Genomic DNA, 26,862 nt, shown 5'->3' with positions numbered 1-26,862 from the left:
CGCGGCGCTAGCGCGCCGAGTTGGCCTGCACCGGTTCGGTCGCGTCAAAGCGCAGCCGCGAAAAGCTGGCGGCGCAGGCCAGCGTGGCGCAGCCGCAACCCAGCCACAGTGCGGCGATGGCGCCGTGGGTGCTGGAAACATTGAAACAGGCGGCCACCAGGGCCGCGCCCGAGGACTGGCCCAGCAGCCGCACCGTTCCTATCATGCCGCTGGCGCCGCCGGCCCGGGAGGCCGGCGCCGACATCATGATGGCGCGCAGGTTGGGCGATTGGAAGAAGCCGAATCCGGCGCCGCAGATGGCCATGCGCCAGCAGATGTCCCAGACCGAGGGCGCGGCCGGCATCAGCGCCAGCAGGGCCAGGCCCAGCGCCAGCAGCGCCAGGCCCACGCCGCCCAGGGTGCCGGCCGCATAGTGGTCGGACAGCCGCCCCGCGATGGGCGCCATGATCGCCACCACCACCGCCCAGGGCGTGATGAGAAAGCCGGTCTGCACCTGGCTGTAGCCCAGCATGGTCTGAAGCATGAACGGCAGCGACACGAAAGCCAGCGCCTGGGCCGCGAAGGCGCAGACGGCGGTGGCGGCGGACAAGGCGAACAAGGGCCGGCGCAGCAGGTCCACCGCCAGGATGGGCGCGGGATGGCCCGCCTGCCGGCGCATCAGCAGCCACAGGCTGGCCGCGGCGACGCCCCATTCCAGCGCCACGCGCGGCAGGGGGGCGGCGTGCGCCAGTTCGTTCGCGCCCAGCACGAACAAGCCCAGCGTCAGGGCGCATAGCGCCGCCGCCAGACCGTCGAAGCGATGCGGCGCGCGCACGGTTTCGGGCAGCTTGCGCAGGCCCAGCGCGAACGCCAGCAGGCCGATGGGCACGTTGATTAGGAACAGCCAGTGCCAGGATCCCAGCAGCAGAATGGTCGAGGCCACGGTGGGCCCCGCCGCGAAGGCGATGCCCACCACCATGGCGTTCAGGCCCAGGCCGCGGCCCAGGAGGCGCGAGGGGTAGATGAAGCGCAGCAGGGCGCCGTTGACGCTCATGACGCCGGCCGCGCCCAGGCCCTGCAGCACACGCGCCGTCACCAGCGTGGGTAGCGACGGCGCCAGGCCGCTGGCCAGCGAGGACAGGATGAAGATGGCCAGCCCCACGATGTAGACCCGCCGATGGCCCAGGATCTCGCCCAGCGCCGCGGCCGGCAGCAGGCCCGCCACCATGGCCAGCTGATAGCCGCTGACGATCCAGATCGAGCCTGCGTCGCTGGCCTGCAGGTCCCGCGCGATGGTGGGCAGCGCCGTGTTGGCGATAGCGGTGTCCAGGCTAGCCATGCATAGCGCCAGCATGACGGCCAGGAGCGCGCCCGGGCGTTCGGTTGCCGGCAGGCCGACGCCGGCAGGATAGACGGTATGGCGGGAGAACGAGAGCATGTGCAGGACCGCTGGAGAGGGCATCCGGGCGAAGGGCCGGGGAGCCGCGATCACTGATTCTAGAACGTGTTAAGAAACGCGGCCCGCGAGCCACCCAGGGGACAGGCTTTTCTTGTAGGGCGTTTCTCCTTATCCTGCCGCCTTGCGCGGAGCCGGTCCGCGTCCGCGAGGAGTCATCGAACATGCCATCTGCCGTATCCCTGCCGCGCCGCAGGCTCTTGCCGGCGCTCGCGCTGGGCGCCCTGGGGGCCGCGGCGGCGGGACGTCTGCGCGCGGTGCCGCTGACGCGCATCCTGGTCGGTTTTCCGCCGGGCGGCGGGGTGGACGTGATCGCGCGCCTGCTGGCGCGGAAGCTGGAGGCCGGCCTGGGCGAAGTGGTGCTGGTCGAGAACCGGCCGGGCGCCGGCGGCCTGCTGGCGGCGCAGGAGCTGCTGGCGGCGCGGCCGGACGGCCACACCTTGCTGCTCTCCAACGAACACACCCTGGCCATCGTGCCGCATATCGTAGAGGGGGCCGGCTATGCCTCGCCTGGCGACTTCGCGGCCGTGGCGCAGGTGACGGACAAGAGCGCCATTGCGCTGGCGGTCAGGGCGGATTCGCCTTGGCTGAAACTGCAGGATCTGCGTGGGCACCCGGGCGCGCTGTCGGTGGGCGTGCCGGCGCCCGGCAGCGTGCCGGAACTGGCCGTGGGGCTGCTGGGCGAGCGTTTCGGCGTGGCGGCCACGGCAGTGCCTTATCGCGGCGGCGCGCCGTTGGTGACGGATCTGCAGGCGGGCTATCTGGAGCTGGGCCTGACGTCCCTGGCCGAACTGCTGGAGCCGGCAAGCGCCGGGCGGCTGCGCCTGCTGGCCATTTCGGGGCCGGGCCGCCATGCGGAGCTGGCCGTTGTTCCCACCTTTGCCGAGCAAGGTTTCGCGGGGCTGGAGCGGGGCGGCGTGGCCGGCCTGTTCGCGCCGCGCGGCGTGTCGGCGGCCCGCGTCGAGCAATTGCAGCGGCAGGTGGCGCGCGCGCTTGAATCGGACGAGGTCCGCGCGCAGCTGCGCCTGCAGGGCTCGCGCGTGAATTTTGGCGATGCCGCCACGCTGGCGCGCAATATGGACGCCATCCATCAGGCCTGGGCGGAACGCGCCGAGGCTTGGCGGGCGCGAGCGGGCGGTTGAACGCAGGACGCGGCCCTCGCCTGGCTTCCTAGGGCATCTGGCTGACGGCGCGCGCGCGCAGCAGCCCGGCCAGTTCGGCGTGGCAGAGCCGCACCGCGGCGCGGGCCTGCTGTTCGGGGGCGCGCGCCATCAGGCAGATGCGGCGCGTGAGCTGCGGCCGCTGCAATGGCACGATGGCCAGGCCGTCCTGGCGCTGCCCCTGCGTGTACAGGCGCGAGATCAGGCCCACGCGCAAACCCGCGCGCACCAGGCTGTAGAGCGTGTCGGTGTAGTTCAGGGTGTCGGTCGCCGCCAGGTCCGAGCCCTGCTGGCGCAGCGTGGCCACGATCATCTCGTAGGTGCTGCCGCGCGACAGCACGGCCAGCGGTTCGGCCTTCAGGTCCTGCCAGGTCACCGCCTGGCGCCGCGCCAGCCGGTGCGTGTCGGCCAGCACCGCCACCAGATCGTCCTCGGCCACGAAGGCCGCCGCCACGCCGGGCGCGAGGCCGAAGTCCAGGCCCAGGCCGATGTCCAGTTCGCCGTTGCCCAGCGCGGCCATCAGCTCGTCGTTGAGGTGGTCGCTGAGGATCAGCACGATTTCGGGATGGCGCAGGCGCCATTGCGCCACCACCGGCGCCAGCAGGTGCATGGTGGACGGAATGCAGCCGATGCGTACCGTGGCGGCCTGCGTGTCCAGCAGGCGCTGCAAATCTTCGGCGCCCTGCGTGTAGCTGTTGAGCAGCCATTCGATCTGGGCCCGCGCGGCCTGGCCGGCGGGCGTCAGGCGCACGTGGTGGGTGCTGCGCTCGAACAGGGCCACGCCCATCAGCGTCTCCAGTTCGCGGATGGCGGCGGACAGGGCCGGCTGGCTCAGCGCCAGGGCCTCGGCGGCGCGGCTGAAGCTAGCGTGGCGGGCCACTTCCTTGAAGCCGCGCAGTTGGCGCAGCGTGGGCTGGCGGACGGGTGCGGCGTGGCCATCGGGAACGGAGCGCTTGGTCATAGATTTACCTGATGAATCTATAAAAATATAGCATTTCAGTTATTACCAGGATCTGGTTAGGATGGCGTCGTCGCCCTCCTCCGCGCCGCCAGTTCCGCGCGCACCTCGATCCCGCCCCTTCCATGTTCAAACGCCTGTTCCTGTCCGTGTCCGCGCTGGCGGCCGCGCTGTGCCTTGCCCCGGCGGCCGGCGCCGACACCTGGCCCGACGCCCGGCCCCTGACCCTGATCGTGCCGTTCAGTCCGGGCGGCAACGTCGACACCACGGCGCGCCTGGTGGCGCAGAAGCTGTCGGACCGCCTCAAGCAGTCCGTCATCGTCGACAACGTGGCAGGCGCGGGCGGCGTGCTGGGCGTGGCCAAGGCCGTGCACGCCAAGCCGGACGGCTACACGCTGGTAATGGGCTTTGACGGCCCGATCAGCGTGGCGCGGCTGATCAACTCCGCCGTCAAGTACGACGCCGAAACCGACCTGACGCCGGTGGCCTTGGTGACCACCGCGCCCGTGGTGCTGCTGGCGCGTCCGGGCCTGCCGGTGCGGAACATGAACGAGCTGATCGCGCTGGCGCGCGAGAAGCCGGACACGCTGACCTACGCCTCGTCCGGCGTGGGTACCGTGCTGCATCTGGCGATGGAAGTGATGCAGGACCAGGCAAAGGTCAAACTGGTGCACGTGCCCTACCGCGGCGGCGCGCAGATCACCAACGACGTCATGGGCGGCCAGGTGGACCTGGGCCTCCTGGTGACCACCAGCGCCACGCCGCTGGTGCAGCAGAAGAAGCTGCACGCGCTGGGCGTGACCTCGGCCGTGCGCGTCGACACGCTGCCGGACGTGCAGGCCTTCGGCGAGACGCCGGCGCTCAAGGGCTTCGAGCTGAACACCTGGACCGGCGTATTCGTGCCGGCAGGCACCGACCCCGCCGTGGTCGGGCGGCTGAACCAGGAGCTGAACGCGGTGCTGCAAATGGACGAGGTGAAAAAGCGCCTGGCCGAAGGCGGCGCCATGCCCGGACAGGGCACGCCCGAGGATTTCGCCGCATTCCTGAAGAAGGAAAAAGCCTTGTACGCGCACATCGTGAAGAGCGCCAACATCCAGCAGGAATAAGCCTGCCCCCTTGCAGGAAGCCACGCCATGAACATACCCGCCCGCGGCCCCGTGCTGCCCGAGATCCAGGCCATCCAGGAAGAGATGGTGGCGCTGCGCCACCGCATCCACGCCAATCCCGAACTGGCCTACCAGGAAGTCGCCACGGCCGAGCTGGTGGCCGAAAGGCTGGCGGCCTGGGGCTACGAGGTGCATCGCGGCCTGGGCGTGACCGGCGTGGTGGGTACCTTGCGCCGGGGCAGCGGCGCGCGCCGGCTGGGCCTGCGCGCCGACATGGATGCCCTGCCCATCCATGAGACCACCGGCCTGCCCTACGCCAGCCAGAACCCTGGCAAGATGCACGCCTGCGGCCATGACGGCCACACGGCCACGCTGTTGGCCGCGGCTCGCGCGCTGGCCGAGCGCGGCCGCTTCGACGGCACCGTGCACCTGATCTTCCAGCCGGCCGAGGAAGGCCATGGCGGCGCGCAGAAGATGATCGCCGACGGCCTGTTCCAACGCTTTCCGTGCGACGCTGTCTACAGCTTCCACAACGAGCCGGGCTACCCCGCCGGGCATTTCGGTTTCCGCTCGGGCGTGATGTACAGCTCGTCCGACACGGTGATCCTGACCGTCAGCGGCGTCGGCGGCCACGGCGCCATGCCGCATGTGGCGGTGGACCCCATCGTGGCGGCGGCCAGCATTGTGCTGGCCTTGCAGACCATTGTGTCGCGCGAGATCGATCCCAACGACATGGCGGTGGTGACCATAGGGGCCATCCATGGCGGCGACGCGCCCAACGTGATTCCGAAGACGGTGGAGCTGCGCCTGACAGTGCGCGCGCGCCGACCCGAGACGCGCGCGCTGCTGCGCGAGCGCATCACCGCGATCGCCACCGCGCAGGCCGCGGTGCACCGCGCCAGCGTCAAGGTGGACTACCGCTGGCGCTATCCGCCGGTGGTCAACGACCGCGGCGCCACGCAGTTCGCGGAGGAAGTGGCGCGCGGCTGGCTGGGCGAACCGCTGCTGATCCCCGATCTGGAGCCGCTGCAGGCCAGCGACGACTTCGCCTTCATGCTGGAGGAAGTGCCCGGCAGCTACTTTATCGTCGGCAACGGCGAGGGCGAAGGCGGCTGCATGGTGCACAACCCCGACTACGATTTCAACGACGACATCCTGCCGGTCACGGCCAGCTACTGGGTGACGCTGGCGGAAGCCTATTTGGCCGCCGGCGCGCGCTGAGCGGCCGCCGCTACTTTCCGCGACGCATGACTGCCTCACACGATCTGACTGCCGCCGGCGCGCCGGCCTTCGACGCCACCACCGACTATTGGCAAGAAATCGTCAGCGGCGACGCGCTGACGCTGCCGGTCGACCCACCCTATTCCCGCGCTTATCCCGCGCGGTTGCCGGACGGCCGCTATCTGGTGCTGCCGCTGCGCGGCGTGCCGGGCGACCCGGATCGCTGCGTGGCCTCGCTGATCGCCAACCATGCGAGCCTGGAGGTGGTCGACACCCTGGCCGGCTTCATGGCCGAACGCGCGCGCGCCTTCGGCGCCGAGGTGGTCGTGGGCCTGCCCACGCTGGGGCTGGCATTCGCGCCCATGGTGGCGCGCGGCCTGGGGTTCACGCGCTACGTGCCCTTCGGCTATTCGCGCAAGTACTGGTACGACGAACGCCTGGCCGTGCCGGTGCAGTCGCTGACCACGCCGGACGCTGGCAAGCTGTTGTACGTGGATCCGAATCTGGCGGGCAGCCTGGCGGGGCGGCGCGTGCTGGTGGTGGACGACGCCGTCAGCACGGGGCAGACGATGCTGTCCGCGCTGGAACTGCTGGCGCGCTGCGGCGCGGAAGTGGCGGGCATCGTCGTGGCCATGTGCCAGGGTGAGCGCTGGCGCGAGCGGCTGGTCGAGGCGGACGGTGCGCCGATACCGGTGGCCTGCGCGTTCGAGTCGCCGCGCATGCGCCGCACGGCCGCGGGCTGGGTGCCGGAGACGGCCGGCTGAGGCGTAGGCGGCCTTGGATGCCGGGGCTTACAGCGACTCTGGATCGCGGCGCAGCGAGAAGCCCTGCGCTTCGTTCATCGCCAGATAGCTGACGTTGCGCGACACCACCGGCGGCTTGTCGCCGGCGTGCAGCGCGCGCACCTTGTCCAGCACCATCTTGTCCTCCAGCGTCATGCGGTCGATCATGCGCAGGTACTGCATCCAGCTTTCCACCAGGAAGACCTCGCGCCAGACGCCCTCGCGCTCCAGGTCGCGGAACAGCTGCCATTGCTGCGCGCCGTTGCGCAGCCGCATGAGGCGCAGCGGGTGCGCCGCGCCGATCAGCGCGGACAGCTTTTCCTTTTCGATCAGGTATTCCACCGCGACCAGCACGGCGCCGTGCTGCGTGTTGAAGCCCACCGCGGCCATCGCCGGCTCGGTGGTGTCCGCCCGCGCCAGCGACGTGGTGTCCAGATGTTCGGGCAGCCGCGAGCGGTACATCAGCGCGACGGTGATGCCCAGCATGATGCCGGCGGTCGCCAGGGCGCCGGAAACGCCCATGGTGCCGGCGAAGTGGCCCCACATGAAGGAGCCGGCCGCCAGCCCGCCGAAGATGGCCGTCTGGTACAGGGCCAGCGCGCGCGCCTTGACCCAGTCCGGCACCAGCATCTGGACGGTGGTGTTGTAGGTGGCCAGCACGCCGATCCAGCAACTGCCGGACAACAGCAGCGCCGGAAACGCCACCCACAAGGTGCCGGTCAGGCCCAGCGCCAGCAGGCATGCGGCCAGCAGGCCCGCGGCGGCGCTGATCAGGCCGCTCGCGCCCCAGGCGGCCTGGACCCGGCGTACGACGACGCTGCCGAGGATGGCGCCCAGGCCCAGCGCGCCCAGCATGTAACCGTACAGCAGGGCGCTGCCGCCTTCATGTTCGTGCGCCAGCAACGGCAGCAAGGCCCACAGCGCGCTGGCGGACAGGCCGAAAGCGAAAGACCGCAGCATCACCACGCGGGTGACGGTGGAGTGCTGGGTGTAGCGCAGCGCCGCCACCACGCCTTCCAGGATGCCTTCGGGCGGCAGGCGGCGCAGCGGCAAGTCGCGCTTCCAGCGCCAGATCGCCCAGATCAGGCCGCCGTAGCAGAAGCAGTTCAGCAGAAACACCCAGGGCGCGCCCATGGCGCCCAGCAGCAGGCCGCCGATGGCGGGGCCGACGGCGCGCGCCACGTTGAAGTTGACGCTGTTCAGCAGCACCGCGCTGCCGACGTGCGCGCGCGGCACCTGTTCGCCCACCGCGGCCTGCCAGGCCGGGGTGACGATGGCGCTGCCGATGGCGATGCAGAAGACGGACGCGATCAGCGTGATGGGATGCAGCAGTCCGGCAAAGGCGAGGATGGTGATGAAGACGCCGCCCGCCAACTCCAGCAGCATGCCGGTCAGCATGACCTTGCGGCGGTCGTAGTTGTCGGCCAGCACGCCGGTCAGGATGGACAGCGCCACCAGCGGGAAGGCGGCGGCCACCTGGATCATGGCGACCATCAGCGGACTGCTCTGTTCGGTGGTGATGATCCAGGCGGCGGCGACGGATTGCGCCCAGGTGCCCAGGTTGGCGAACAGATTGGCGATCCAGATGATGCGGAACGCCGGAAACGCGAAGGGGGACAGCGTGCTGACCTGCAGCACGGGGGCGGGGGCGGCGGGTGCGTCCGCGGGCAGATCGGTGTTGGCCGAAACGGGTTGCAGCATGGAGTTCTTCCGGCGCGCCGGGTAGGCGTTCCTGCCGGACGTGGTCTGGGTCGGGTAATGGTACGCCTAAGCCCGCGACCGAGGGGAGCGCGCGCAGCACCCAGGGCGGCCGCGTGCCGCCGTGGGTGCTGCTGCCGCGAGCCGCCTCTACTGCTTGGTCGCCGGCGCAGGGGCCGGCGGGTAGGCCTGGTTCAGGTACTCCACGATCAGCGGCACCTGGTCTGCTGGGATGGGGGCGCCATAGGTGCCCACCATCTTCTTGACCTCGGCATCCCAGAAGCCCAGGGGCATGGGCGGCTGGGACGATACGTAGTCCACCGAATGGCACATCAGGCACAGGGCGGCATGCTGGGCGCCCGCGCCCGTGCCGGGATGCAGGGTGGCGGTTTCCTGCGGCAGCTTGATCTCCAGGGCCTGGGCGGCCGGGGACAGGCAGGCGAGGGCCAGCGCGAGCGCCGGCAGGCAGCGACGGAAAAGGCGGGTCATGGCGCTCTCCTCAGGCGGCGGTGATGCGGACGGCTTCGACCACGTTGCGCATGTAGCCGGCCGGATTCCACAGCGGCTCCAGCGGCTGGGTTTCGCCGGCCGTGTTGGTGGCGCGGACCTTCAGCGCGTAGTCGCCGGCGGCCTTGGGCGTGAAGTCGGCGTGCCATTCGCGGAAGGAATAGCGGCCCAGGTCGCGGCCGAGTTTGGCGGCCTGCCAGGTCTTGCCGCCGTCCGACGAGAACTGGACCTCGCGTATGCCCTTGCCGCCGTCGAAGGCGATGCCGCGCACCTGCACCGGTTTGCCGCGGGCGACGCGTGCGCCGTCGGCGAGGCTGGTGATGAAGCTGCGCACGTTGTAGCGGCCGATGGGGCGCGTCTTTTCCGGGGCCTTGCCCGGCGGCGTGCAGGCGCAATCATTGTCGGGAATCCGATAGGCCTTTTGCATCCAGAAGCCGTCGAACTCTTTATCCAGCACCTTGATGTCGGCCAGGTGCTTGACCCAGTAAGTGCCGTAGTACCCCGGCACCACCAGACGTACGGGATAGCCGTTGAGCATGGGCAGGTCGGCGCCGTTCATGGCGTAGGCCAGCATGACCTCGCCGTCCAACGCATGGGCGGCGTCCAACGCCTTGACGAACTCCGGCGTGCCGGGCAGCACCGGGCGGTCCATGCCCTCGAAAGTCACCTGGCGCGCGCCGGCGCGGATGCCGGCTTTTTCCAGGATGCGCTTGAGCGGGATGCCTACCCAGCGGGCATTGCCCATGGCGCCGTTGCCCGACTGCCCGCCGCCCACGCGCGGCGCGAAGAAGCCGCGGCTGTTGCCCGAGCATTGGGTGACCGCCACCAGCTCCACCGGCTTGCCGAATTGCTGCTTCAGGTCGGCCAAGGACAGCTCCAGGGGCTTGTCCACCAGTCCGCTGACCTTGATGCGGTAGGTATTCAGGTCGATGGCGGTGGGGATGTTGCCCAGGTGGTAGCGCACGAAGAAGGCGTCGTTGGGCGTGATGAGGTTTTCATTGAAGACCGCGAACGGCGTTTCCAGCTGCGGCGGGCGCGAGGTCTGGCGGATCAGGGGCCGCTTTTGTGGATAGGCGATCAGGTCGCGCTCGCCGTTGGCGAACGGCAGCGTGACGGTGGCCGGCGCCGCCAGGCTGGTCAGCGCATGGCCGGCCAGCGTGCCGGTGGCGCCCAGCGTACAGGCCTGGCGCAGGAAGCGCCGGCGCCCATTCGGGTCGAATGTGCTCATCTTGGTGTCTCCTCGTTCTTGTCAGCGCCCTGCCCCGGCGCGTTCAGACGAGCCTACGCGCGGCGGCCTGACAAATGCGTTAACGTCCGCGCTGCCCGTTTCAATTTCCGCGTTTTCCGCTTCGATGATCCTGACCTTCAACAAACGCGCCTTTGCCGCGCTGCTGGCCGTAACCGCGCTGGAAGCGCTGATCGCCACCCTGGGTGCGCCCTATCCCCTGTTGCGGGGCTTTGTGGGCGACGTGGTGGCGGTGGGCTGGGCCTATCTGGTGTATCGCAGCTTCATCCGCGCGGATGTGCTGCCGCTGGCGCTGGCAGCGTTGTTCACCGGCTATGCGGTGGAACTGGGGCAGTACCTGGCGCGCCATTTCGGTTGGCGGCTGGAGCAGCCGGTATTGCGGGTGATCCTGGGCAGCGTGCCCGACTGGTGGGACATGCTGGCCTATACGCTGGGATTCGTCCTGGTGCTGGCGCTGGCCGCCTGGAACCGGCGGCGGCGGGGCGCCGAGTTGCGCGGCGCCTAGGCGCTTTTCATCTTTCCGCCTGGCCGCAAGGCGCCAGGCGCCAGGCTTGCATCCGGGGAACAACCCCGGGGAACGATCTGGGAAATCAGCTTGCCTGGCAGACCGGCGCGTCGTCGTGCGCGCGCGCGGCGGGCTTGACCGCGCGCAGCGGCTGCAGGCGGGCGTTGCGGAACGGCGCGAAGAGTTCGGCCCAGGACGAAGGAAACAGCGGCGTGGCGTGGCGCACGGCGTCGCGGCGGGCGTAATGCGTCAGCAGCTGTTGGCCGATCGGGGAGTCTCCCAGGAGGTGGCGGGTATTCATGGTATTTCCGTATTGCATTGAAAGTGTATTCATTGTACCAGCACCTCGCCATCCGGGCCAGCCTCGCTATGTGCGCTCCAAGTCTTTGATCCATAAAGGCTGTCCCTGTTTATTGGGCAGCCTCTGACCGATCTCCGGGATTGCCCTAGCAGCCCAAAATAGTAGACGGTATACAATGTGCATCATGCCCGGGCTAAGACCAGCCTGGAGTCTTCACCACTGGACCTGGAGCGCGTCATGGCTGAACTGATGAACCGAGATGAATTCCGTACCGCGTTGGAAAACGCGATCAAAGGCAAGAGCGCCAACGCTTCGCCTTTTTCCATCGCCTGGGCAGAGGGCAAGCTCAGCCGCCAGCACCTGCAGCGCTGGGCCGAGAACCACTATCACTACGTGGGCCCGTTCGCCGATTACCTGGGCTACCTGTACGCCCGCACGCCCGACACCTACACCGAGGCCAAGGACTTCCTGCTGGCCAATATGTATGAAGAGGAAATCGGCGGCGACCGCCACACCGACCTGCTGATCCGCTTTGCCGAAGCCTGCGGCACCACCCGCGAACGGGTCACCAACCCCGACAACATGTCGCCCACCACGCGCGCCCTGCAAAGCTGGTGCTACGCCGTGGCCATGCGCGAGGATCCCATCGTGGCGGTGGCCGGGCTGGTGGTGGGCCTGGAATCGCAAGTGCCATCCATCTACCGCAAGCAGACTCCGACCCTGCGCGAAAAGTACGGTTTTACCGACGAGGAAGTGGAATTCTTCGACCTGCATATCGTGTCCGACGAAATCCACGGCGAGCGCGGCTACCAGATCGTGCTGGAACACGCCAATACGGTGGAGCTGCAGCAGCGCTGCCTGAAGATCTGCGAGATCGGCGCCCAGATGCGGCTGCTGTACACGACCGCGCTCTATACCGACTACGTGCAGCAGGAAATCGCGCTGCCCGAACTGGGCCTTGCCGCCTGAGCACGCCGCAAGGCCGTCAGGCGTTCCATGCCGGACGGCCGCGGACCCGCAGACCCCAGAGCAGAAAACCCATGCCTACCATCGTGTTTCATAAGGGCGGCCAGACCTACACCGACGTGGTGAAGGACAACACCAATCTGGTGGTGCGGGCCGGCATCAAGCAGTTCCCGTATCCGCATCTGCGCTACGAATGCGGCATGGGCAAGTGCGCCAAGTGCGCCTGCCGCGTGCTGGCCGGGGCCGAGCATCTGCCGCCGGTCAACTGGAAGGAAAAGAAGCAGCTGGGCGAGCGCATCGACCAGGGCTACCGGCTGGCATGCCAGCTCTGGTTGAGCAGCGACATCGAGCTGGTCCAGGACGTGGAGGCATAGCGGCGATGGGCCCGGTATACGTCATATTGACCAGCAAGCCCGGCGTGTTCCGCACCGAAGCGGACGACGGCGCGGTGGACATCCTGGAAACCTACGACTACGCGTTCTACGGCCGCGCGCTGGCGGTCTACCGCATCGCCCGTCTGCATGGCGACACCAAGCTCGTGGTCACCGAGGAAACGCCGCCCTACGTGGTGAACCGCGTGCCGTCCAAGTTCCTGGAGAAGTTCGCGTCGGTGGAAGCGGCCCGCAAGGAGCTCGCGCACCTGACGCGCTTCGGCAGCATGGAATCGACCTTGACGCTGCGCCCGGGCGCGGTCGCCGCGGAGCACTGAACAATATGGTCCAGATCACATTCATTTCCAATGGCGGCATGGTCGCCACGGCGCCCGAGAACAGCAATCTGCTGCGCGTGTCGCTCAAGGAAAAGGGCGGCATTCCCTTCAAGTGCGGGGGCGGCCTGTGCGGCACCTGCAAATGCCGTATCGAGGAAGGGCTGGAGAACACCGACGCGATCAAGCCGAAGGAGCGCAAGCACCTGCGCCCGGAGGACTTCGAGGCCGGCTACCGCATGGCCTGCCAGACCTTCGTCAATGGCGACGTGAAGGTCTCGTGGGTGGTCCAGAACGGCAAGGGCGTTGTGGTGGGCGCGGCATCCGATACGGTCGAAGCGGCGACCTGAGGGGCGCTGCCCGCAGACTGCAAGGCCGAGGCGCCAGCGGGCGCTGGCCCCAGGGCGGTGCGAATGGCTTCAGGCGCGGCCGGTTCAGGCCACCGATGCGTGCGGTTGCTGCTGCGCTTCCGTATAGGCCCGGGCGGCGTTGTGCACATGCTGGCTGGCCAGCAGCGCGGCCAGGTCGCCGTTGCCGGCGATGACGGCATTGAGGATCTGGGAATGTTCATCCCAGTTCTGCTTGGCGCGCAGCATGTTGCTGGGCGCGAACAGCAGCGCCGTGCGGTCGCGCAGCGAGCGCATCAGGTCGGTCAGCACCACGTTGCCGCCGATGGTGGCCAGCATTTCGTGGAACTGGGAATTCAGCGCCAGGAACTTGTCCAGTTGCTCGCCGCGGGCGGCCTCGGTGCCTTCGCGCAGGAAGGCCTGCAGGCGTTCCACGGTCTTTTCGTCGCGGCGCTGCGCCGCGAGCTTGGCATTCAGGCCTTCCAGGGTGGCGCGCACTTCCACCATGTCGTAGGCGACCGCGTCGGACAGCACTGATACGGACGCGCCGCGGCGCGGTTCGATGGTCACCAGGCCTTCGGCGGCCAGGGCGCGCAGCGCCTCGCGCACCGGAATGCGCGACACGCCCATTTCTTCGGACAGGCGGCCCTCCACCAGGCGGTCGCCGGGCGTGAACTCGCCGCTGAGGATGCGCTCGCGCAGCTTGTCGCGGATGACGGCAAACAACTGCGGATGCTGCTCGCCGATCTTCAGCGAGGCGGAGTGCTGCGTTTCTGCGGCTTGCGGGCTGACGGGTGAGGTTGTCATGGCGAGCAGGTTTGGCTTAATGGATACAGTCTCCATTGTATTACCGGGTGTAGCCGAGTGGCTTCGGGGGCGTACCGCATCAGTGTCCCCAAAAAGCCTTGGCCAGCACGCCCAGCGCGCCCAAGGCGCATACCGCCAGCAGCACGCCGCGCACCGCGCGCGGGGGCAGGCGGTGGCGCAGCCGGTTGGAGACCGCAAAACCGGCCAGCAGGAAAGGCGCCAGGCTGAGCGCCAGCCCAGCGTGATAGCCCGTGTAGCGCTTGGCCCATGCCAGCATGGCCAGCGAGAAGATGGATCCCAGGAACAGCACCATGCCTAGCGTGGCGCGCAGGCGAGGCGGCGCCGCGTGCTGCATCACGATGGCGATGGGCGGGGCGCCCACCGAGGTCATGGTGCCCATGATGCCCGAGGCCACGCCCGCGCCGGACACGCGCCCGGGCGTGGCGGAAAAGTGCAGGCCGGCCGCGCTCAGCGCCACGGCCACCAGGATCAGCGCGGCGAACAGCACCCCCAATGCCTGCGGCGCGAAGCGCGTCATGGCGTAGATGGCGATCAGCGTGCCGACCGCGCGCCCCGCCAGCGCGTAGGACACCGAAGGCCAGTCGATGGCGGCGCGTTCGCGCAGCGCGGTCAAGAGCGAAATGAAGCCGCCCAGCGTCAGCAGCGGCCCCGGCGCCAACTGGGGAAAGAACATGGCCGCCACCGGCGCGGCGAACATGGCGAAGCCCACGCCGCCCACGCCCTGCGCGATCGCGGCGCCGAACACCACGGCCGCCATGGTGGCGTATTGCAGGAGATCGGGATACGGCAGGGAGGATGTCATGCCTGGAATTTATCTACTATGTATACGATAGTCTATCCAGCATTTTTCAAAGTTCCATGAACCGCTTCAAAAACTAGGGTAATCCCCTGATTTTTAGGCGCTATTCATGGGTTTTTCAGAATTATCGCTTTCCCTAGGCGGCGCATATTTTCATTGGTATGACCACAAACGAAATATAGTATACCGAACGTGGCGATACGACAGCCACGCATACAAGGGGAATAGCACATGCAAGCGGACGTAGTGCTCAACGCTGCTCACTGGATGTACCTGATCAGCGTGGCCGCCATCATCCTGACGATGATCCTGCGGGCCAACGTGGTGGTGCCGTCGGTCATCGGCACCTTTCTGGTGGTGCTGGCCATCACGGGCAATCCGATCAGCGCGCTGATCGGCATCTTCTCGGCCAGCTTCGTGGCGGCCAAGGAGCTGTTCAATATCTTCCTGGTGATCACCTTCATGACGGCGCTGCTCAATGCGCTGAAGACTCTGCAGGCGGATGTGCGCATGGTGCAGCCGTTTCGCCGCGTGATGCGGGGCGGGCATTCGTCCTTCCTGATCATCGCCCTCTGTACTTACGTGATCTCGCTGTTCTTCTGGCCGACGCCGGCGGTGCCGCTGGTGTCCGCCATCCTGCTGCCCGCGGCCATCGCGGCCGGCCTGCCGCCCTTGGCGGGCGCCATGGCCATCGCCATCGCGGGCCAGGGCATGGCGCTGTCCTCGGACTACGTGATCGGGGTCGCGCCCAGCATCAGCGCCAAGGCGGCGGGGGCGGCGGTCAGCGCCGCCGTGGTCGCGGACCGCGCGCTGGTGCTGTCGCTGATCACCGGCGCAGTGGCCCTGGTGGTGGCCTACCTGCTGATCCGCAAGCACATCGTGCCGGCCGATGCGGGGCTCCTGTCCGCCTGGCAGGCCCGGGCGCAGGACGGCAGCCTGGCGCGCATCGAGCAGTCCGGCTCGTTCGACAAGGCCGAGCTGGCCCGCGGCACCATGGGCGCGGACCCCGCCCTGCCCAGCGGCCCGGCGCTGAGCGACGAAGAGCGCCGCCGCGTGCGCTGGTCCAAGACCTTCGCCGTCGTGACGCCGCTGGCCTTTCTGGCGGTGATCGCGGTCATGGTGCTGCCGCGCCTGTTCCCGTCCCTGCCCGCGCTGCGCGGCGGCGATGCGGCGGCGCTGGTGGGTGGCGTGGCCTTTGTCGTGATGATGCTGGTGACCCTGGCCGCGGAAGGCCCGCGCAAGATGCTGGACGTCTGTCCGGAGCACGTCACCGACGGCTTTGTGTTCGCCTTCAAGGCCATGGGTTCGGTGCTGCCGATCGCGGGCTTCTTCTTCGTGGGCGCCAACGAAACCGCCGCGCAGATCCTGGGCGTGCCCCAAGCGCAGGCGCCTGGCCTGTTGTTCGAGGTGATTTCCGCCGGCCAGCACCTGATCCCCGAAAACCATTTCCTGGTGGCCTTCGGCGTGCTGCTGGTCGGCATGATCACCGGCATCGACGGATCCGGCTTTGCTGGCCTGCCTCTGACCGGCACCTTGTCCGGCGCTTTGGGCCCGGTGGTGGGCGTGGACCCGGCGACGCTGGCGGCGGTGGGCCAGATGGGCGCGGTCTGGACGGGCGGCGGCACGCTGATCGCCTGGTCCTCGCTGATCGCGGTGGCGGGCTTCGCGCGGGTGAACGTGCTGTCGCTGGTGCGCGCCCTGCTGTTGCCGGTGCTGCTGGCGCTGTTCGTCTCGACGATCTGCGCGGTGCTGATCTGGAGCTGATACCTGTTTGTGGCGCTGCTTTGGGGTCCCCGCGGGGACCCTTTTTTCCAGGCGACGCCAGATCCGGAGCAGGGGTTTACACGTATCGATCCATATTGATTAAAGTATACAATGTTCATAAGCCAACCTGCCCAGGCACTCGCGGCCAGCCGGGCGCAGACTAAGGAAGCGTTCCCGTGGACGATCTCTCGCAGCAAACATTCCTGAACCACATCGGCGGCAGCTGGGTGCCCAGCGGCACCGGCAAGACCGCGCCCAACATCAACCCGGCCGATACCAGCGACACCGTGGGCCGTTTCCAGGTGTCGGACGCGGAAGACGCCCGCCAGGCGGTGGCGTCCGCCGAGGCCGCCTTCGCCGGCTGGCGCGATACGCCGATCTCCAAGCGCGCCGCCATCCTGTTCCGCGCGGCCCAGTACCTGGAAGACCACGCCAACGACATCGCCCGCGAACTGACGCGGGAAGAGGGCAAGAGCCTGAACCTGGCCAAGGACGAGGTGCTGCGCTCGGCGCAGACGATCCGCTTCTACGCCGTGGAAGGCCAGTCATTCACGGGCGAAACCTATCCCAACGACGACCCGGACATGGTGGTCTACAGCCAGCGCGAGCCGCTGGGCGTGGTGACGGTGATCTCCCCCTGGAACTTTCCCATTTCCATTCCCGCCCGCAAGATCGCTCCGGCCCTGATTACCGGCAACACGGTGGTGTTCAAGCCCTCGTCCGATGCGCCCATGTCGGGCTACCGCCTGACCGAGGCCTTCGTGCAGGCCGGCCTGCCGGCCGGGGTGCTGAATTTTCTGACCGGCCCGGCCGGCGCCGTGGGCGAGGCCATCACGGGCGCGCGGGCGGTGCGGGCGATTTCCTTCACCGGCTCCACCGCCGCGGGCGAACAGATACACCGGACCGCCGGACTGACCACCCGCACGCAGATGGAGCTGGGCGGCAAGAATCCGCTGATCGTGCTGGCGGACGCCGACCTGGACCGCGCTGTCGACCTGGCGGTGAAGGGCGGCTTTTCGCTTAGCGGCCAGGCCTGCACCGGCACCAGCCGGGTGCTGGTCGACAAGCGCGTGCGCCAGGCCTACACCGACAAGCTGCTGGCCCGCATCAAGACGCTGACCATAGGCAACGGCCTGGATGGCAATTTCGATCTGGGTCCGCTGGCCACGGCCAAGCAGCTGGACAACGTGCTGGGCTACGTGGCGGTCGGCAAGCAGGAGGCCACCCATCTGTACGGCGGCGACCGCCTCACGGGCGCCGGTTTCGAGCGCGGTTATTACGTGTCGCCCGCGCTGTTCACCGACGTCACGCAGCAGATGCGCATCGCGCGGGAAGAGATTTTCGGCCCGGTGATCGCGCTGATCGAGGTGGACGGCTACGAAGATGCCATTGCCCGCGCCAACGACACCGAGTACGGCCTGTCGGCCGCCATCGCCACCACCGATGCGCGTTATGCGCACCGTTTCGCCCGCGACATCCAGGCCGGTACGGTCAAGATCAACCGGACCACCACCGGCAACCTGATCAACGCGCCGTTCGGCGGACTCAAGCATTCCAGCACTTCCACGTTCCGCGAATCGGGCCGCGTGGGGCTGGAGTTCTATACGCAGATCAAGACTGTCTACCGCGCCGGCTGAGGCCGCGGTCCCTAAACGCAAGCAAAAGAGGTCATCCCCATGAAACAGGTCTATCGTCTGGAACTTGAAGAAGCGCGCGTGATGGTGCGCGCGGCCATCGCCAAATCCGAAGAGATCGGCGTGCTGGAGACGATCTGCATCGTCGACGACGGCGGCTATCCCATCGCGTTGGAACGCATGGACGGCGCGCGCATCACCGGCCCGCAGATCGCCTGGAACAAGGCTTTCACGGCGGCCGGGCACAAGCGTTCCACGCATCTGTTCAACACTCCGCCCAACGGTCCCGCGCTGCCCGGCAACGAAGCCTTCGGCATCCAGTGGAGCTTTGACGGCAAGTTCGCCGTGTTCGTCGGCGGCTTTCCCATCGTGGTGAACAACGAAGTGATCGGCGGCGTGGGCCTGAGCGGCGGCAACGGCGAACAGGACACCAAGGCCGGCCTGGCCGCGCTGGCGGCATTGGCGACGCTGCTGGAGCCGCGCGGCATGAAAGTGCTGGTCGAGGCGGACATCAAGAAATAAGCGAGGCCGGCCATGGCATACCGCGTGCATATCCTGCAAACCGACCAGTCGTTCCAGGTCGAAGAAGGCGAATCCGTGCTGCAGGCCGCCGAGCGCTCGGCGGTGAAGCTGCCGCACGAGTGCACCTTCGGCGGCTGCGGCACCTGCCGCATCAAGCTGGAGTCCGGCGCCGTGGAGTACGAAGAGTTCCCCATGGCCCTGACGCCGGAAGAGGCCGCCGAAGGCTATGCGCTGGCCTGCCAGGCCCGCCCCTTGGGCGACCTTTGCATCAGCGTGGCGGGCAGCCGGCAGTCGTTCCCGGAGCCACGCCGCCTGCCGGCCACCATCCACCGCATCGAACGGTATTGCGACGACGTCATCCACCTGACGCTGGCGCTGCCCGAAGCGGGCATGGACTATGTGCCGGGCCAGTACATGAACGTCGTTCTGTCCGATGGCGAAACACGCAGCTTTTCCATGGCCTCGGCGCCGACCGGAAACCTGGTGGATTTCCACGTTCGCCGCATTCCCGGCGGCCGCTACACCGATCAGTGGCTGGGCCAGGCGCAAGCCGGCGCCGGCGTGGAGATCGAGGCGCCGCTGGGGGTGTTCAGCTATCACGAGGAAGACTGGCGGCCGCTCATCATGATGGCTACCGGCACGGGCATCGCGCCCATCAAAGCCATCCTGGAATCGCTGCTGGACAACGAAGACTGCCCGCCCGTCACGCTTTATTGGGGCATGCGCACCGAAGCAGACCTATACCTGCGCGACGTGATTGAAAGCTGGGCCGGGCGGCTGTACGAATTCAACTTCGTGCCGGTGCTGTCGCGCGCGGGAGCGGACTGGCAGGGCCGCCGCGGCCATGTGCAGCAGGCCGTCATGGAAGACCACCAGGATCTGTCGGAACACGCTATCTATCTTTGCGGCGCTCCGGACATGATCCACGAAGCCAAGAGCCTGCTGGCCGCGCGCGGCGCCAGCCTGGACCACATGTACGCCGACAGCTTCACCTTCCAGCACGCGCTGGCCGCCGCCTGAGCGGCCGCGCCAGCCGGGCTAGCGGTACACCAGCACCGGCAGCCGGGTGCGCGCCAGCACGCGCTGGGTTTCGCTGCCCAGCAGGAAGCCCGTCATGCCATGGCGGCCATGCGAGCCCATGATGATCAGGTCGCAGCCCTGGTTCTGCGCCGCCTCGACGATGGCCTCGTGGGGGTGGTCGTTGACCGTGACCACGGCGTTGCACGGCACCAGCGCATGGCGCGCTTCCATTTCCAGGTTGTCCAGATAGGTCTGCGCGTTCTTGCGCGCCTGGTCGGTATGCTGCGCCTGCGTGGTGCCCAGCATTTCGGCCTGGTAGACCAGCAGATGGTCCTCCGGGATGGCGCGGATGAGCGTGATGGTGGCTCCCATTTCCTTGGCGAAAACAAGAGCGCGCTTGAAAGCCGATTCGGACAGCAGGGAGCCGTCCACGGCGACGAGCAGGTGCTTATACATGTTGCCTCTCCTTTAGGGAAAGGAATAGGGAGCAACTCGCCAATCCAGTATAGGCTCGCCGTAGGGCGCAATCCAGTCCTGCATAAGGAGGATGATCCGGGCCGGCCGTGGAACCGCATATTTCCAAAAGAAGCCTAAGTCGGTCTTCAACATAACCTCATATCGACTAAGTATTTTTCGGCGCCGCGCGGCAGTGACAGAATCGGTTCGACTCCTTGAACCCACAGCCGGACACGAACTTCCATGTCATTGCCACGCCCCTGGGCTCACGCCCGCGTACTTGCCATCGCGGGCAGTCCGTCGCAGCGTTCCCGTTCCTCGGTGCTGCTGCGGCATGCCGCCGGGATCCTGCGGCCGCGGGGTTTGAACGTCGGCGACCTGGGTTTGCGCGACATCCCCGCCGAAGACCTGATAGAAGGCAACTACGCCGGCGCCGCGGCCAACGCGCTGCGCGCCCGGGTGGCTGCGGCCGATGCGGTGCTGATTTCCTCGCCCGTCTACCAGGCGTCCTTTTCCGGCGGCTTGAAGGCGGTGCTGGACCTGCTGGATCCCAAGGCGCTGGCCGGCAAGGTGGTGCTGCCCATTGCCACGGGCGGCAGTCCGGCGCACCTGTTGGCGCTGGAGTATGGCTTGAAGCCCGTGCTGTCCGCGCTGGGCGCGCGCCATATCCTGGCGGGCGTCTATGCCACTGATGCGCAGGTCCGCGTGGACGAGTTCGGCGTGGGCGAAATAGACCCGGAAGTCCGCCAGCGGCTGGAGGATTCGGTGGAACGCCTGTCCGAGCAGGTCCTGCCCCGTGGCGCCGTCCTCAATGAATCCTACGATCTGGGCCGGCTCGCGCTAGCGGGCGGCTTCAGCGTCTGACCGATGCGCCGCGCCCACGCCTACGCCGCTCCCGACACGCCGGCCCTGCGCTGGCTGGGAGGCGCGCTGCTCGCGGCGCTGTGGCTGGGCGGCAGCGAGACGGCCAGGCAGGCACTGCCAGCGCTGAGCCTGCTTGCGCCGCTCCTGTACCAGACGGTGCGCGGCATACGCGCGGCGGATCCGGCATTGGTCGAGACTGGCCGGTCCCATGATCTGAACGGCTGGTCTCTTTATCGGCACGTGCTCCTGCCGGGCGCGTTGCCGTTCATCCTGACGGGCCTGAGGCAGGGGCTGGGACTTCTATGGCTGACCCTGATTGCATTGGCGCTGTTCGCGACGCCGGCGGGCCTGGGCATTCCGCAGCTGCGGGACAGCGGCCCGCCGGGCGTGACGACGCTGTTGCTGGCGATCGCGCTCTACGCGGTTCTCAGCCTGGGCTCGGGGGCGCTGGTAAGCGCGCTGGAGCGCTGGCTGCTGCGCTGGAGGCCGCGATGATGTTCATCAATCCCAATGAGTTCGAACTGTTGCAGCACCTGGAGGTGCGCGGGCGGACCGAGCCCGATGATGCGCCCGACGCCGAACCCCAAGCCGCGCTGCGCGTGACCTTGCGCAAGCTCGCCAAGCGCCATGGCGACCGCATTGCGCTGCAGGCGTTGGACCTGGAGATTGCGGCCGGGGAATTCGTGGCGGTGGTTGGGCGCGCAGGCAGCGGCAAGAGCACCTTGCTGCATCTGCTGGCCGGCCAGTTGGCGCCCAGCGACGAGCAGGGCGGCGCGCCCAACCGCTCGCCGCTGCTGTTCGACAACTTTCCCAGCTGGGCGCCCGACAGCCGCGTGCGCCTGTTGCAGCCGGACGCGCGCCTCTTGCCCTGGAAGACCGTGCTGCACAACGTGGCCCTGGGCCTGCCGGGCACGGCGCAGGCCGCGCAAGCCTTGCGGCTGGCGGGCCTGGACGGCCACGGCGACGATTGGCCCGCGCAGCTTTCCGCGCCGCAACGCCAGCGCGTGGCGCTGGCGCGGGCCCTGGCGCGCCGTCCCGGCTTGTTGTTGCTGGACGAACCGTTCAAGGAGCTGGACGCATTGAGCCGCCTCGAGGCGCAGCAACTGCTGGAAGGCCTTTGGCGCCAGCAGGGCTTTACCGCCGTGCTGGCAACCCACGACGTGGCCGAGGCCGTGGCGGTGGCGGACCGCATCCTGGTGCTGGACGAGGGCGGCGTGGTGCTGGATGAGCGTGTCGACCTCGCGCGCTCGCGCGTGCGCGGCTCGGCCGCGTTCGCCGCGCTGGAGGCCCGCGTGCTGCGCGCCGCGTTGCGCCAGCAAGACACGCCGGATGCTGATCGGCCCCTGGCGCCCGTCATCCAGATCCGGCACCTGAGGCTGGCGGTCTGAGGCCGCGTCCGACGATTCACGCACGGGCGGCATGGCGCCGCCCTTTACTCCAGGAGCAAGACCATGAGCATTCAATCCATCAACGCCCGCAACCAGTTCCGCGGCAAGATCAAGGAGATCATCCTGGGCCCGGTGGTGTCCGAGGTGGACGTGGATACGCCGGCCGGCATCGTGACTTCGGTGATCACCACCCGATCGGTCAAGGAGCTGGATTTGCAGGTCGGCACCGAGGTGCTGGCTTTCGTCAAGGCGACCGAGGTCTCCGTCGCCAAACTGTGAACCAAGACAGATCCGCGCCGGCGCTTCCCCTGCGCCGGCGTTAGGCATATATTGTCAGCGCGATATCCGGCAGTGCCCTCCAGGCTTGTGGCTTCAGGCTTTGCGATTCACGGAGAACGGAAAAATGCGTCGACTGCAACGGTGGTTCATCGGCTGGTTATGCCTGGGGCTGGCTGTCTGCCTCCCCGCCACGGCGCAGACCAAGCTGGACAACGCGCAACTGGATCAACTGATGGCGCCCGTGGCGCTCTATCCGGATTCGCTGCTCTCGCAAATCCTCATGGGGTCGACCTACCCCGACGATGTCGCGGCGGCTGCCAAATGGTCGGCCGCGCATACCTCGGAATCCGGCGACAAGGCCGTCAAGGCGGTCGAGGGCGAATCCTGGGATCCCAGCGTCAAGTCCCTGGTGGCGTTCCCCTCGGTCATGGACATGATGGGCCGCCAGCCGGACTGGGTGAAATCCGTGGGCGACGCCTTTTTGGCGCAGCCCGACACCGTCATGGACTCCGTCCAGCGGCTGCGCGTCCAGGCGCAGAAAGCCGGTAATCTCAAGAGCACGCCGCAGCAGAAGGTCTCCTCCAGCACCACCAACGACAAGACGGTCGTGGTGATCGAGCCGGCCGACCCGCAGGTGGTGTACGTGCCCAGCTACAACCCCACCGTGGTTTACGGCGCCTGGGCCTATCCGTCCTATCCGCCTTACTACTATCCGCCGCCTCCGGGCTCGGTGTTCGCGACCTCGCTGGTGGCCGGCATCGGCTTCGGCCTGGGCGTGGCCGCGGTCAACTCCATGTGGGGCGGGTTCGACTGGGGGCATAACGACGTCGACATCGACGTCAACCGCTATAACAACGTCAACGTCAACCAGCGCATCGACCGGAACAACATCAACAACAACAAGAACACCTGGCAGCACAACCCCGCCAACCGCGGCAACACGCCGTATGCGGACCAGGCCAGCCGCCAGCGTTTCGACAGCCAGCGCCAGGCGGGTGTGCAGAACCGGGGGCAGGGCCAGGGTGGCCGCGCGGCCGGCGCGGCGGCCGCGCCGAATTCCCGCGATGCCGCCCGCGAACGCGCGGCGCAGTCGTTCGAAGGCCGCACCGGGCAATCCATCCCCGGCCATTCCGAACCAGGCGCGGGTCGCGGCCAGGGGGCGGGCAGGGGCGACGCCGCGGCGGGCCGCGGACAGGGACAAGGGCAGCGCGCCGCGCAAGGCGGGCAGGGCGGACAAGGCGCCCGCGACCGGGCGCAGGGTACCGGGCAGGCGCAGCACAGCCGGCCTTCGTCCAGCGTGTCCACGCAGGACCGTCAGGCCGCGGCCCAACGCCAGCGCGCTGACGAAACAGCCGCTCGCGACCGGGGCCGTGCGTCCAACAGCGCCAATGCGTTGAGCGGCGCGGGCAACGGCGATCAGATGCGGCAGCAGCACAGCCGCAGCGAGATGAATCGCGGCGGCGGAGGCGGCGGCGCGCGCGGCGGCGGACATGGCGGCGGCGGGCGCGGCGGTGGCGGCGGCGGCGGACATTTCGGCGGCCGGAGGTAAGCACCATGGACAAGGGAACTGTCATGACCATTGCTCGTTTGCGCGCGCTGGGCGCCGCGTCGCTGCTGGCCCTGGGCCTCGCTGCCCCCGCCGCGGCGCAAAGCCTGTATCCAAGTCCGCAGGCTGCCGCCGACGCCTTCGTCGACGCCATGGCCACCAGCGACCTCGACGGACTGGCCAAGGTGCTGGGGCCGAATCACCGCAAGATCGTGCCGGGCGGCGTGGCGCAGGACGACATCTACCGTTTCCTGGCGGCTTGGTCGCGCAAGCACGAAATCGTGGCCGATGGCGGCCGTTCCTGGCTGGCGGTCGGGGATACGGGCTGGACCCTGCCCGTGCCCATCGTGCGCGCCGGGCAGGGCTGGCGTTTCGACCCGGCGGCCGGCACGGCGGAAATCCGCCGCCGCGCGATCGGCCGCAACGAACTGACCGCCATCCAAACGCTGCGGGAGCTGCAGGCCGCCCAGGGCCGCTACAAGGACGGCGTGGGCCAGGGACGCTACGCGAGCCGCCTGGTCAGCCGCCCGGGACAGCGCGACGGCCTGTACTGGCCCGAGGTGCCTGGCGCGCCGGAGCAGGCCTACGGGCTGGACGCGCTGAGCATGGGGCCGGAAGTGCCGCTGGACGACGCCTATTACGGCTACCGGTACAAGGTGATACCGGGCGCCGACGGCGGCTCGTACCGCATCGTCGCCTGGCCGGCCCGTTACGGGCAGACCGGCATCGACACCTTCGCCGTCGGCCCCGACGGGCGCGTGCTGGAGTCCGACCTGGGGCCCTCGTCCGCGACGCGCGCCGCGGCCTTGCGGGAACGCGATATCAGTGCCGGAACCTGGACCGACGCCGACGCGCAACCCGTTGGCAAGAAATGATTTTTCCGGTTTTCGGGGAGTAATCGGCAAACGCCTGTTGCTGGGTCGCAACAGGCGTGTCCGTTTGTCCGGCTGACGCGGCGCGACTCCCTTTTGTCAGCCCGCTATGCCTAAAATGGCGGGCACCGGGACCCTGCCCGATACCCCTTTGCCGGACCTAGAAATTGAACCCCATGCATTTTGTCCGCTACGCCCTGTTCGGCGTAGGGATGGCGCTTAGCGCCGCGGCGGCCTCGACCCCGATTTTCGTCCTGAACTCCCTGGACGCCAACGTCAGCATCGTTGATCCGGCCACCTACAAGGAATTGCGGCGCGTGCCCACGGGCAAGGAGCCGCATCACCTGTATCTGACCCCCGACCAAAAGTCGCTCATGGTGGCCAACGCCACCAGCGATTCGATCACGCTGATGGACCCCAAGACCGGCGAAGTGCAGCGCACGCTGACCGGCATCGTCGATCCCTACCAGCTGCAGTTCTCGCCGGACATGAAGTGGTTCGTGACCGCGGCCAACCGCCTGGACCATATCGACATCTATGCCTGGCAGCCGCTGGAAAAGGGCTTTGACCTCAAGCTGGTCAAGCGCATTCCGGCCGGCAAGACGCCCAGCCACATCATGATCGACAAGAACAGCACCACGGCCTACGTGACGCTGCAGGACAGCGATCAGCTCATCGCCATCGACCTGGCCACGCAGACGCCGAAGTGGACGGTGTCGGTGGGCAAGACGCCCGCCGACGTGTTCCTGACGCCCGACCAGAAGACGCTGCTGGTCGCGCTGACCGGCGACTCCTACGTCGAAGCCTACGATGTCAGCAACGGCCCGGCCAAGCTGGTGACGCGCATCAAGACCGCCGCCGGCGCCCACGCCTTCCGCGCGCAGGGCGACCAGCGCCACCTGTTCGTCAGCAACCGCACCGCCAACTCCATCAGCCGCATCGACCTGCAGACGCTGGCGGTCACCGACACCTTCCCGGTGCCGGGCGGTCCCGATTGCATGGATGTGCTGGCCGACGGCAAGACGCTGCTGGTCACCTCGCGCTGGGCCCGCAAGCTCACCGTGGTGGACCTGGAACAGAAGAAAGTGGTCAATCAGGTGCCGGTGGGCAAGTCGCCCCACGGCGTCTGGACCTTGAACCATGCTCCTACGCGGTAATAAGAGCCCCCACGCCGCGCCCGTTTGGGCGGCCTTGCTCGCGCTGCTCGTCCCGACCTTCGGGATGGCCGCGCCCGCCACCTGCGACAAGCCGGTCTACCTGACGTTCGATACCGGCCACATGGGCGTGGCCCCGCTGATCGCCGACGTGCTGGCCCGACACAACGTCAAGGTCACTTTTTTCCTGGCCAACGAACGCACGCTGACCGACGGCTCCAGCCTGGACGACGTGTGGGCGCCGTGGTGGAAGGCGCGCGCCGCCGAAGGCCATGTCTTCGGCTCGCACACCTACGACCACGTCTATTGGCAGGCTGACCTTTCCGGCGGCAAGTTCCGCGTCAAGCCCAGCGCCGGTCCGGACGCGGGCAAGCGCGCCGAATGGACGCCCGAGCAGTATTGCGCCGAGATCAAGCGCTCCGTCACCCGTTTTCATCAGATGACGGGCAAGAACATGCTGCCGATCTACCGCGCGCCGGGCGGCAAGACCTCGCCCGCGCTGCTGAAGGCGGCCAAGGCCTGTGGTTTCGAGCACGTGGGCTGGGCGCCCGCCGGCTTCCTGGGCGACGAGCTGCCCAGCGACAAATACCCCAATGCCCGCCTGCTGGACCAGGCGCTGCGCACCATCAAGCCCGGCGACATCCTGCTGGCCCACCTGGGCATCTGGTCGCGCCAGGATCCGTGGGCGCCAGCCGTGCTGGAGCCGCTGATTGAAGGTTTGCAGCGCAAGGGCTATTGTTTTGCTACCTTGGACACGCACCCGTCCTATCGCGATTGGATCGCTACTCATCACTGATC

At 68.0% G+C, this 26,862-nt stretch carries 30 protein-coding genes; 21 read left to right on the top strand and 9 right to left on the bottom strand.

The genetic code is table 11. The features are described 5' to 3' along the window. Window positions 1–7: 7 nt before the first annotated feature. Window positions 8–1,417, bottom strand: a complete 1,410-nt coding sequence (locus FOC84_RS11415) for an MFS transporter (RefSeq protein WP_173144516.1) — start codon at window positions 1,415–1,417, stop codon at window positions 8–10. 182 nt (window positions 1,418–1,599) lie between these two features. On the opposite strand from FOC84_RS11415, the gene FOC84_RS11410 reads away from it, so the two are divergent. Further along, window positions 1,600–2,577 (top strand): tripartite tricarboxylate transporter substrate-binding protein, encoded by a 978-nt coding sequence (locus FOC84_RS11410; protein WP_173144515.1) that lies wholly within the window; start codon window positions 1,600–1,602, stop codon window positions 2,575–2,577. Window positions 2,578–2,605: 28 nt separating this feature from the next. On the opposite strand, the gene FOC84_RS11405 is transcribed toward FOC84_RS11410, so the two are convergent. Further along, window positions 2,606–3,556 (bottom strand): LysR family transcriptional regulator, encoded by a 951-nt coding sequence (locus FOC84_RS11405; protein WP_173144514.1) that lies wholly within the window; start codon window positions 3,554–3,556, stop codon window positions 2,606–2,608. Between the two features lie 122 nt (window positions 3,557–3,678). On the opposite strand from FOC84_RS11405, the gene FOC84_RS11400 reads away from it, so the two are divergent. Genes FOC84_RS11400 through FOC84_RS11390 form a run of 3 tightly spaced genes read left to right on the top strand, consistent with a single transcriptional unit; the run spans window position 3,679 to window position 6,644 of the window. Continuing rightward, window positions 3,679–4,659: a Bug family tripartite tricarboxylate transporter substrate binding protein gene (locus tag FOC84_RS11400; protein ID WP_173144513.1), complete on the top strand. Its 981-nt coding sequence runs from the start codon at window positions 3,679–3,681 to the stop codon at window positions 4,657–4,659. A gap of 27 nt (window positions 4,660–4,686) precedes the next feature. Beyond that, window positions 4,687–5,880, top strand: a complete 1,194-nt coding sequence (locus FOC84_RS11395) for a M20 aminoacylase family protein (protein ID WP_173144512.1) — start codon at window positions 4,687–4,689, stop codon at window positions 5,878–5,880. Window positions 5,881–5,906: 26 nt separating this feature from the next. Next, window positions 5,907–6,644 (top strand): phosphoribosyltransferase, encoded by a 738-nt coding sequence (locus tag FOC84_RS11390; protein WP_173144511.1) that lies wholly within the window; start codon window positions 5,907–5,909, stop codon window positions 6,642–6,644. 27 nt (window positions 6,645–6,671) lie between these two features. On the opposite strand, the gene FOC84_RS11385 is transcribed toward FOC84_RS11390, so the two are convergent. The 3 genes from FOC84_RS11385 to FOC84_RS11375 form a co-directional block, all read right to left on the bottom strand. Next, on the bottom strand, window positions 6,672–8,363 hold the full coding sequence (locus FOC84_RS11385) for an MFS transporter (RefSeq protein ID WP_173144510.1): 1,692 nt from the start codon (window positions 8,361–8,363) through the stop codon (window positions 6,672–6,674). Window positions 8,364–8,510: 147 nt separating this feature from the next. Next, complete coding sequence (locus FOC84_RS11380; protein WP_173144509.1) at window positions 8,511–8,849, bottom strand: sulfite:cytochrome C oxidoreductase subunit B; 339 nt, start codon at window positions 8,847–8,849, stop codon at window positions 8,511–8,513. A gap of 10 nt (window positions 8,850–8,859) precedes the next feature. After that, window positions 8,860–10,095 (bottom strand): molybdopterin-dependent oxidoreductase, encoded by a 1,236-nt coding sequence (locus FOC84_RS11375; RefSeq protein ID WP_173144508.1) that lies wholly within the window; start codon window positions 10,093–10,095, stop codon window positions 8,860–8,862. Between the two features lie 124 nt (window positions 10,096–10,219). Between FOC84_RS11375 and FOC84_RS11370 the strand changes: the two genes are divergently transcribed. Continuing rightward, the gene (locus FOC84_RS11370) at window positions 10,220–10,618 is read left to right on the top strand and encodes a DUF2809 domain-containing protein (protein WP_173144507.1); all 399 of its coding nucleotides are present in this window, start codon (window positions 10,220–10,222) and stop codon (window positions 10,616–10,618) included. A gap of 85 nt (window positions 10,619–10,703) precedes the next feature. On the opposite strand, the gene FOC84_RS11365 is transcribed toward FOC84_RS11370, so the two are convergent. Then, a complete protein-coding gene (locus FOC84_RS11365; protein ID WP_173144506.1) occupies window positions 10,704–10,919 on the bottom strand; it encodes a hypothetical protein in 216 nt (71 codons plus the stop codon). 237 nt (window positions 10,920–11,156) lie between these two features. Between FOC84_RS11365 and FOC84_RS11360 the strand changes: the two genes are divergently transcribed. From FOC84_RS11360 to FOC84_RS11345, 4 genes are all read left to right on the top strand, one after another. Further along, entirely contained in the window at window positions 11,157–11,888 is a 732-nt protein-coding gene (locus FOC84_RS11360; RefSeq protein WP_173144505.1) for a TenA family transcriptional regulator, read from the top strand. 71 nt (window positions 11,889–11,959) lie between these two features. Continuing rightward, on the top strand, window positions 11,960–12,259 hold the full coding sequence (locus FOC84_RS11355) for a 2Fe-2S iron-sulfur cluster-binding protein (RefSeq protein ID WP_173144504.1): 300 nt from the start codon (window positions 11,960–11,962) through the stop codon (window positions 12,257–12,259). Between the two features lie 5 nt (window positions 12,260–12,264). Beyond that, window positions 12,265–12,594 carry a ferredoxin gene (locus FOC84_RS11350; RefSeq protein WP_173144503.1) on the top strand — a complete coding sequence of 110 codons (330 nt, stop codon included), beginning with the start codon at window positions 12,265–12,267 and terminating at the stop codon, window positions 12,592–12,594. Next, window positions 12,591–12,941: a 2Fe-2S iron-sulfur cluster-binding protein gene (locus FOC84_RS11345; RefSeq protein WP_173150083.1), complete on the top strand. Its 351-nt coding sequence runs from the start codon at window positions 12,591–12,593 to the stop codon at window positions 12,939–12,941. Before FOC84_RS11350 ends, FOC84_RS11345 begins: the two co-directional genes overlap by 4 nt. An 84-nt stretch (window positions 12,942–13,025) precedes the next feature. Here FOC84_RS11345 and FOC84_RS11340 read toward each other — a convergent pair whose 3' ends face one another. Next, the gene (locus FOC84_RS11340) at window positions 13,026–13,745 is read right to left on the bottom strand and encodes a GntR family transcriptional regulator (RefSeq protein ID WP_173144502.1); all 720 of its coding nucleotides are present in this window, start codon (window positions 13,743–13,745) and stop codon (window positions 13,026–13,028) included. 79 nt (window positions 13,746–13,824) lie between these two features. Further along, window positions 13,825–14,568, bottom strand: coding sequence for a sulfite exporter TauE/SafE family protein (locus tag FOC84_RS11335; protein ID WP_173144501.1), 744 nt, complete (start codon window positions 14,566–14,568; stop codon window positions 13,825–13,827). A gap of 228 nt (window positions 14,569–14,796) precedes the next feature. Between FOC84_RS11335 and FOC84_RS11330 the strand changes: the two genes are divergently transcribed. The 4 genes from FOC84_RS11330 (at window position 14,797) to FOC84_RS11315 (ending at window position 19,505) form a co-directional block, all read left to right on the top strand. Further along, window positions 14,797–16,329, top strand: coding sequence for a hypothetical protein (locus FOC84_RS11330; protein WP_173144500.1), 1,533 nt, complete (start codon window positions 14,797–14,799; stop codon window positions 16,327–16,329). A 176-nt stretch (window positions 16,330–16,505) separates the two neighbouring features. Beyond that, a complete protein-coding gene (locus FOC84_RS11325) occupies window positions 16,506–17,966 on the top strand; it encodes an aldehyde dehydrogenase family protein (protein WP_173144499.1) in 1,461 nt (486 codons plus the stop codon). A 39-nt stretch (window positions 17,967–18,005) separates the two neighbouring features. Then, the gene (locus tag FOC84_RS11320; RefSeq protein WP_013391063.1) at window positions 18,006–18,485 is read left to right on the top strand and encodes a GlcG/HbpS family heme-binding protein; all 480 of its coding nucleotides are present in this window, start codon (window positions 18,006–18,008) and stop codon (window positions 18,483–18,485) included. Window positions 18,486–18,497: 12 nt separating this feature from the next. Further along, on the top strand, window positions 18,498–19,505 hold the full coding sequence (locus FOC84_RS11315; protein ID WP_173144498.1) for a 2Fe-2S iron-sulfur cluster-binding protein: 1,008 nt from the start codon (window positions 18,498–18,500) through the stop codon (window positions 19,503–19,505). A gap of 18 nt (window positions 19,506–19,523) precedes the next feature. Here the strand turns inward: FOC84_RS11315 and FOC84_RS11310 are convergent, their stop codons facing one another. Beyond that, window positions 19,524–19,961 carry a universal stress protein gene (locus FOC84_RS11310; protein WP_013391065.1) on the bottom strand — a complete coding sequence of 146 codons (438 nt, stop codon included), beginning with the start codon at window positions 19,959–19,961 and terminating at the stop codon, window positions 19,524–19,526. A gap of 243 nt (window positions 19,962–20,204) precedes the next feature. Between FOC84_RS11310 and ssuE the strand changes: the two genes are divergently transcribed. The 8 genes from ssuE to FOC84_RS11270 all read left to right on the top strand — a co-directional run bounded on the left by ssuE (window position 20,205) and on the right by FOC84_RS11270 (window position 26,860). After that, a complete protein-coding gene (gene ssuE, locus FOC84_RS11305) occupies window positions 20,205–20,825 on the top strand; it encodes an NADPH-dependent FMN reductase (protein WP_173144497.1) in 621 nt (206 codons plus the stop codon). 3 nt (window positions 20,826–20,828) lie between these two features. Then, window positions 20,829–21,320, top strand: a complete 492-nt coding sequence (locus FOC84_RS11300) for an ABC transporter permease subunit (protein WP_173144496.1) — start codon at window positions 20,829–20,831, stop codon at window positions 21,318–21,320. Next, complete coding sequence (locus FOC84_RS11295; protein ID WP_254241956.1) at window positions 21,317–22,213, top strand: ATP-binding cassette domain-containing protein; 897 nt, start codon at window positions 21,317–21,319, stop codon at window positions 22,211–22,213. The genes FOC84_RS11300 and FOC84_RS11295 overlap by 4 nt, the downstream gene beginning before the upstream one ends. 63 nt (window positions 22,214–22,276) lie before the next feature. Then, complete coding sequence (locus FOC84_RS11290; protein WP_006227327.1) at window positions 22,277–22,492, top strand: TOBE domain-containing protein; 216 nt, start codon at window positions 22,277–22,279, stop codon at window positions 22,490–22,492. A 124-nt stretch (window positions 22,493–22,616) separates the two neighbouring features. After that, window positions 22,617–24,041 (top strand): DUF3300 domain-containing protein, encoded by a 1,425-nt coding sequence (locus tag FOC84_RS11285; RefSeq protein ID WP_173144495.1) that lies wholly within the window; start codon window positions 22,617–22,619, stop codon window positions 24,039–24,041. A gap of 23 nt (window positions 24,042–24,064) precedes the next feature. Further along, window positions 24,065–24,913 (top strand): DUF2950 family protein, encoded by an 849-nt coding sequence (locus FOC84_RS11280; protein ID WP_254241955.1) that lies wholly within the window; start codon window positions 24,065–24,067, stop codon window positions 24,911–24,913. A gap of 173 nt (window positions 24,914–25,086) precedes the next feature. Further along, window positions 25,087–26,067 carry a YncE family protein gene (locus tag FOC84_RS11275; RefSeq protein ID WP_173144493.1) on the top strand — a complete coding sequence of 327 codons (981 nt, stop codon included), beginning with the start codon at window positions 25,087–25,089 and terminating at the stop codon, window positions 26,065–26,067. Between the two features lie 64 nt (window positions 26,068–26,131). Beyond that, on the top strand, window positions 26,132–26,860 hold the full coding sequence (locus tag FOC84_RS11270; RefSeq protein WP_173150079.1) for a polysaccharide deacetylase family protein: 729 nt from the start codon (window positions 26,132–26,134) through the stop codon (window positions 26,858–26,860). The last annotated feature ends 2 nt before the right edge of the window (window positions 26,861–26,862 follow it).

Source organism: Achromobacter pestifer, assembly GCF_013267355.1.
Lineage (GTDB): Bacteria > Pseudomonadota > Gammaproteobacteria > Burkholderiales > Burkholderiaceae_B > Achromobacter > Achromobacter pestifer_A.
Note: the sequence above shows the minus strand (reverse complement) of the source record. Positions and strands in the feature narration are given on the sequence as shown.